The organism is Kosmotoga arenicorallina S304 (assembly GCF_001636545.1).
Lineage (GTDB): Bacteria > Thermotogota > Thermotogae > Petrotogales > Kosmotogaceae > Kosmotoga_B > Kosmotoga_B arenicorallina.
The window spans coordinates 1-6,462 of record NZ_JFHK01000030.1; the positions used below are offsets into that span (position 1 = coordinate 1).

The 6,462-nt window shown below is 35.8% G+C and carries 7 protein-coding genes; all 7 read right to left on the bottom strand.

The window, feature by feature from the left end; translation table 11 throughout:
- Positions 1-249: 249 nt before the first annotated feature.
- The gene (locus AT15_RS09685) at positions 250-582 is read right to left on the bottom strand and encodes a transposase (protein WP_068349087.1); all 333 of its coding nucleotides are present in this window, start codon (positions 580-582) and stop codon (positions 250-252) included.
- Positions 583-868: 286 nt separating this feature from the next.
- Positions 869-1,426 (bottom strand): GNAT family N-acetyltransferase, encoded by a 558-nt coding sequence (locus AT15_RS09690; protein WP_084251708.1) that lies wholly within the window; start codon positions 1,424-1,426, stop codon positions 869-871.
- Between the two features lie 97 nt (positions 1,427-1,523).
- A complete protein-coding gene (rfbB, locus tag AT15_RS09695) occupies positions 1,524-2,723 on the bottom strand; it encodes a dTDP-glucose 4,6-dehydratase (protein ID WP_068349090.1) in 1,200 nt (399 codons plus the stop codon).
- Positions 2,724-2,771: 48 nt separating this feature from the next.
- A complete protein-coding gene (locus tag AT15_RS09700) occupies positions 2,772-4,154 on the bottom strand; it encodes an oligosaccharide flippase family protein (RefSeq protein ID WP_084251709.1) in 1,383 nt (460 codons plus the stop codon).
- Positions 4,154-4,900: a sugar phosphate nucleotidyltransferase gene (locus tag AT15_RS09705; RefSeq protein ID WP_068349093.1), complete on the bottom strand. Its 747-nt coding sequence runs from the start codon at positions 4,898-4,900 to the stop codon at positions 4,154-4,156. The genes AT15_RS09700 and AT15_RS09705 overlap by 1 nt, the downstream gene beginning before the upstream one ends.
- Positions 4,901-4,904: 4 nt before the next feature.
- Positions 4,905-6,002, bottom strand: coding sequence for a DegT/DnrJ/EryC1/StrS family aminotransferase (locus AT15_RS09710; protein WP_068349095.1), 1,098 nt, complete (start codon positions 6,000-6,002; stop codon positions 4,905-4,907).
- A partial coding sequence (locus AT15_RS09715; protein WP_235598552.1) for a sugar 3,4-ketoisomerase occupies positions 5,999-6,462 on the bottom strand: 464 nt, incomplete at its 5' end. The genes AT15_RS09710 and AT15_RS09715, both read right to left, overlap by 4 nt.

The window sequence follows — 6,462 nt, forward strand, 5'->3', positions numbered from 1 at the left end:
GCTTCCTAATTTCACTGCTTCGATTCTGCGTAAATACTTCCTGACGGTGTTCCGGGATATCCCGGTGAGTCTTGTTCCCTCACGAATAGAACAATATTCCTGATAGAGCCGTTGAATCTCTCTGACCTCGTACACGTTTTTCACCCCTCGTATACCTCCTTGAGCAGATTGTTTCTATTATCTCGCTCAAGAAGGTCTTTTTTTCCGGGGGGTAACGGGTCAATTTTCTATGGCCCTGGGGGGTCAATTTTATTTGACCACATACAAGGAATAAAACCTTCCCTGCCAGAGATGCCCTGTTCTATGATGTTTTCGATTAAAATACTGTGAGTATCTCATATGAGCGTACTTAAAAGTCATGGCTAGAGAATCTTCTTTTTCAGGAACAGCGATGAAATGAACATGATTGGTCATGAGGCAATACGCATATATCTTGAGCCCATACTTGGTTGAATATTCCTTAATGAGTTCAAGGTACTTTACTCTATCTTCAGGATCCTCAAAAACACTTTGACGATAATTACCTCTTTGCGTTACATGATGAGCAATACCTTCAAGAACAATCCTCGCGCTCCTTGGCATCTCATCACCACCTAACAACCAAGATACTCGATCATATCATAAAAATGGTGTCTGTCCCTATTTTTCAACCTGTCCCTATTTTTCAACGAGTTCACAGCAACTAGGAATTTGTTTTCAAATACTGGTGTTTATTCATATTTTTCAGAAGAAGCTACAGAAAAAGAGTTGCTTTGAATACCTGAAATGAGTAGCGGGTCATTTCCTTATGGCCCCACCGGGTCAATAAGCTATTGACTTTATACACCTACTATTTTTTGAAACTATAAAAATCTACTTAAGTCGCTAGTTATAACCCGTTTGAGAGCAATTCTAAACATTCACTCTTTAAAATTCCATACCATAATAGATCCACATATTCTCCTTCTTTAAAAACATGTCTCCTCAAGATTCCCTCTTTCCTGAATCCAATCCTTTCATAGAAATTAATAGCTCTTAAATTGGTTGATAGCACATTGAGATATACTCTTTCTAAGTTGATTGTTAAAAATGCATACTTTAATATCGCTAAGGAGGCAGCTTTTGCATATCCTTTCCCCATGTTTTTTTTGTCAGTGATGACTATTGCATATTCAGCATTTCGATCTATCCAATTGATATTTTTTAAACTAATCACACCAATGAACTCTTTGGGCTCAAGCTTTTCTATTACCAAATGAATATTATTTGGATCACCTTCTAATTGAGAGTTTAAGAACTTCTTTGTCTTCTCAATGCTACCTGGAAGTCTTGAAAAAACGAAAAAGCTTGCAATTTCGGGTTTGTTAGTCCAATTATAGAGGTTGTAAATGTCTTCTGGTTCTAGCTGTCTAAGGATCATTTCAGGTTTTTCAGTTTTTAAAAGCATATTTCCACCTCTGATCTTTTGGAAATACAATTGCTGTATTTTACCAAATTTTCAATTATGAAGGTAGAGTATTAATAATAAACTTTAGCTTTTTCGATCATCGTTCATCGTACCATTTTTTCATAAATTCTTGATATTCCTTGTCGTTATTTAGTATCTTCCTCCACCATGATTCATTGTTCACATACCATTCTATTGTCTCTTCTAAATTAGTCTCAAAATCCCATTCTGGAGTATATCCAAGCTCGGTTCTGATTTTTGTATCATTTAGCGAGTATCTAATATCGTGGCCCGGTCTATCTTTAACAAATTTTATTAAGTTTTTGGGTTTACCCAATTTTTCAAGTATTTTTTCTACGATCCATATATTTTCACGTTCATTTCCGCCAGCTATATTATAAACTTCCCCAATTCTTCCTTTTTCTAAGACAAGATGAATAGCTCTTACTGTATCTTTGACAAAAAGCCAGTCTCTGACTTGCTTTCCATCGCCATATACGGGTAGATACTCATTTTTAAGAGCTCTTATAATCATCACAGGAATCAGTTTTTCTGGATATTGGAAGGGGCCAAAATTGTTGGATGGACGAACAATATTAACTGGTAAACCGTAAGTTTGATTGTACGCGTAAACAAGACGATCGGCAGCTGCTTTACTTGCTGAATACGGATTTCTAGGATTTATAGGATCTTTTTCAGTGAAACTGTGATCTTTTGCGACACCATAAACTTCATCTGTTGAGATATGTAAAAACTTCTTGAACCTATCACTTTTTTTGGCAGCTTCAAGAAGAACATAAGTACCATATACATCAGTCTTTATAAAACGGTCAGGATCAAGGATAGATCTATCCACATGAGTCTCGGCTGAAAAATTGACAACCATATCAGAAATGCTTACAAGATTTCTTACGATATTGGGATCATCAATACTTCCGAAAACAAATACCAGCTTATGTTTATTTAAAGCGTCTTCAATTACTCTATCGAAATCATTATGATGTAATGTGATATGCTGATATTCTTTCAATTTGAAATTTAGTCTTTCAATATTTTCTGAAGCATTAAAAACGGGTTTAACATCACCAAAAAGATTAAAAGAAACTGTTTCAAGCCTTGTATGTTTCAATGGGACAAAAAGTTTTTCCTTTGAAATGTATTCCTTGAGATTATCAAGATTTCCCGCATATGTAAGTGCATCAAGAACTATAACTCTGTAATTTTCTTGTTTAAGAATGTACTTAACGAAATTGCTACCAATAAATCCGGCACCACCAGTAATAAGAATAGTTTTCATTATTCTCAGCTCCCTTTTATTGATAAGCGTTTTTTAAACTTGCTAATATCACCCTTGTAAAAAAGCAAAATAACCGTAAGACATATAAATGACACTATGCTCCGTATAATTATATTTGAATTTAACCAAACTTTTGATAAGAAAAAAAACAGTAGTTATTCCAGAAACAACCAGAAATTTCCAATGTATTTTCAATAACTTTTTCATAGAGGCCAAAACAGACACTGTTATAACCGAACTTAAATAGCCAAGAAGCGTTGCAATCGCTGCTCCTTCAATACCGAGAATAGGGATAAGAAAGTAGTTCAACACTACATTTAGTCCTGCTCCAACCGCCAGAGATATGGTTACCCAATAGCTTTTTTTGACTATCAACAACTGACTGGCTGATGTTTGAAAGAGCATCAACAATAGTGGTGAGAGGAATAAGTAAGGAGTAACAACATGGCCTGTTACATAATCACCTGTAAAGAGAATTTTAAATACTAAAGGAATCAACGGCATTATCAGAATTATTGTAAGCATGGAGATGACACCAAGATATTCAAATACCATTGAAACTATCTCTGGGTGGTCCTTATCTTTCATAGTCGAATAATTGAAATAACTCCATCCGCCAACAAAGCCAGTATATATCAATTGACTCACTTGGGCCATTCTGGCACCTACTGCGTAAATTCCGTTGTATGAAGTTCCAATCATATTTGAAATCATAATTCTATCAAATGAAGAAAAGATCCAGTATATAAGAAACGTAGGTATCAATGGAACTCCTATTTTCATCATATCCTTTATCAGCCTAGTATTGATGCGTTTAAAACTAAACCACGAATAATTGAGTTTCCAAAAAACTAGTAATCTAAAAAGAGCACTCGAAAATCCTCCAATTATAAGACCAAACAAAGGATCGACTAGTAGTATAAAAGCAACACTAATGCTATAGCTTATTACGGGCCCCACAATATTCATAATTACAAACACGCGACGCTTATTTTGCATCCTTGTAGGGGCCATAATTATAGAGCCAAGTGAGCTTATTGTAGTTTGAATTCCCATTAGCATTATCCAGATTTGGTATTTATCTGTTGAGAAAAGCAATTTAGATAACTCTGAGCTGAAAATTACAATAAAAAGTCCTGTTAGAGTACTACTAAGTAAAACCACAAAAAGTGAACTCGAACAAACGGCAATCTTATGATCTTTGTCTTCATCGTCAAAGAACATTCTGAACATTGCGTCATACATCCCAAGAACTGCAAATGCAGACCCAAAAGAAACCAAAACACGAAGAAGATCAGAAATACCATAAATTGAGGTATCAGGAACAAGTCTCGTGATGATTGGGAGCATTATAAGAGGAATCGCTTTGCCGATAACCCCAACTAGTCCATATACAAGAAAATTTTCTATAAATAACTTAGCCCTACTCATTACGATTGTTCTATCCCCATCTTATTGAAGTAGTTTTCATACATTATTTTGTTGGCCAAGTAATAAGATTCAAAGGTACCAGTGTCCATCCATCTGCCTTTAACAAAGTCATACTCGAGTTCCCCAAGTTCGATGTACTTATTATTCACACTGGTAATTTCGTATTCTCCTCGTGCAGAAGGTTTTATATGATCGATAATATCGAAAACTCTGGTGTCATATATATAGGCTCCAACAACTGCGTAATTACTTTTGGGATTCTCTGGTTTCTCCTGAATTTCAATAACCTTGCGCTCATCAAGAGCAGCCACACCAAATCGCTGTGGATTGGAAACTTTAACAAGTAGTACTCTTGCTCCCTTTCCCTTCTGAATTGAATTGTAATTCTTCACAAAATAATCAATTGGCTTCTCAAAAATATTATCTCCGAGTATTACGAGCATATTTTCGTTACTAGCAAACTCTCTGGCGAGCCTAAGTGCATCAGCAATCCCTTTTGCCTCATCCTGGACTTTATAGGCAAATCTTAAACCGAATTCACTTCCGCTTCCAAGGAGGTTTACCATATCTCCCATGTGCTCGGTGCTAGTTATAATAAGAACATCCTTAATTCCACATGCTTGCATATTTCTAATAGGGTTATAAATCATTGGCTCTGGTCCAACTGGCAAAAGATGTTTATTTAGAGATTTGGTTAAAGGATAGAGTCTGGTTCCTTTTCCACCAGCAAGTATAACCCCTTTCACAATTTCACCCCCTAAATTCATTCAACTTCCCTATCACATAGTTTATTTCCTCATCAGTCATGCCGTTGTATAATGGCAGGCTGAGTATAGTATTAGCATATTCCTCGGTAATTGGGAAATCTCCTTTTTTGTACCCAAGTCTTTGATAAGCCTCGGAAAGATGTGGTGGAATCGGATAGTGTATCTTGGTATCTATGCCATTATCTTTGAGAAAAGCTTGAAGTTTGTCTCTTTGATTGCACTTAATCACGAATAAATGCCAAACATGCTTACAGTTCTGTGAGACCTTTGGTAATTCAATTAATGGATTTTTTATCTCTGTTAAATAACGTTCTGCTATTATTCTTCTTTCCTGTTCAAGTTCATTTATATGTCTGAGTTTTACTCTCAAAACAGCTGCTTGAAGTTCGTCAAGTCTGGAATTAATCCCCTCTATCTCGTGATAGTATTTCTTTATACTTCCATAATTCCTAAGCATCCTCACCTTCTCAGCTAATTTCTCACTATTGGTTACTATCGCTCCAGCATCTCCAAATGCACCAAGGTTTTTAGTAGGGAAGAAACTAAAACAATTAATATCACCAAATGTTCCAATATTCCTTCCATTTACAATCGCACCATGCGCTTGAGCGCAATCTTCAACGACATATAAATTGTGTTCTCTAGCTATCTCCATAATTTCTTCCATTCTTGCCGGTTGGCCATATAAGTGGACTGGAAGAATAGCTTTCGCCTTTGAAGTTATTGCGGCCTTAATTTTTGAAGGGTCAATGTTGAAAAACTCATCTGGTTCTACAAACACTGGAGTTGCTCCATTTTCTGTAACTCCTAAAATAGAAGCAATATATGTATTTGCTGGAGCAATCACTTCATCCCCTTTGCCAATTCCCAAAGCTCGAATAGCAAGAATAAGAGCATCAAGTCCAGAATTTACCCCAACACAATGTTTCATTCCAACGTATTCTGCAAATTCCTCTTCGAAGCGTTTAACTTGCTTCCCTAGAATATACCATCCAGAATCAAGAACTTCTAAAACGGCTTTATCATATTCTTCCTTGAACATCAAGTATTGAGGTTTCAATATATTGAAATGAATGTTCATTTCCAATACCCCTCCTTAACAAGTCTAATGAATTCATCGTAATTTCTTATGTAATCTGATTCATCGTAGTAATCTGAAGCAAGAACAAGAAGTACACTATGGTCCTTTAGCCATTTCATTGTATGCCAAATTCCTGGACCAACATATAATCCTTTCGAAGGGTTATCCAAAACAGTGTATCCTTTCTTCTTGCCATCATTATACATAATTTCAATAGCTCCATAGACACATACAAGAATCTGCTTGAGAACCTTGTGGGCATGGTGACCACGAACAGTCCCGACAGGTACACCATATATATAATAAATGCGTTTAAAATCAAAAAGTTTAGCATTTTTAGACTCGATAACAGATAATACGCCTTCTTTTGCTTTAATTGTTTGTATTGAAATGCCATAAATTTTACCAATCATATTTTCACACCCTTTTTTGTAATGCTCCCTGAAAAACTGGACAAAAA

What these genes read in the sequence shown, in the direction of transcription:
- rfbB (WP_068349090.1), bottom strand. Translation starts at nt 2,723, where the DNA reads ATGAAAACTATTCTTATTACTGGTGGTGCCGGATTTATTGGTAGCAAT.
- AT15_RS09710 (WP_068349095.1), bottom strand. Translation starts at nt 6,002, where the DNA reads ATGAACATTCATTTCAATATATTGAAACCTCAATACTTGATGTTCAAG.
- AT15_RS09700 (WP_084251709.1), bottom strand. Translation starts at nt 4,154, where the DNA reads ATGAGTAGGGCTAAGTTATTTATAGAAAATTTTCTTGTATATGGACTA.
- AT15_RS09690 (WP_084251708.1), bottom strand. Translation starts at nt 1,426, where the DNA reads ATGCTTTTAAAAACTGAAAAACCTGAAATGATCCTTAGACAGCTAGAA.
- AT15_RS09685 (WP_068349087.1), bottom strand. Translation starts at nt 582, where the DNA reads ATGCCAAGGAGCGCGAGGATTGTTCTTGAAGGTATTGCTCATCATGTA.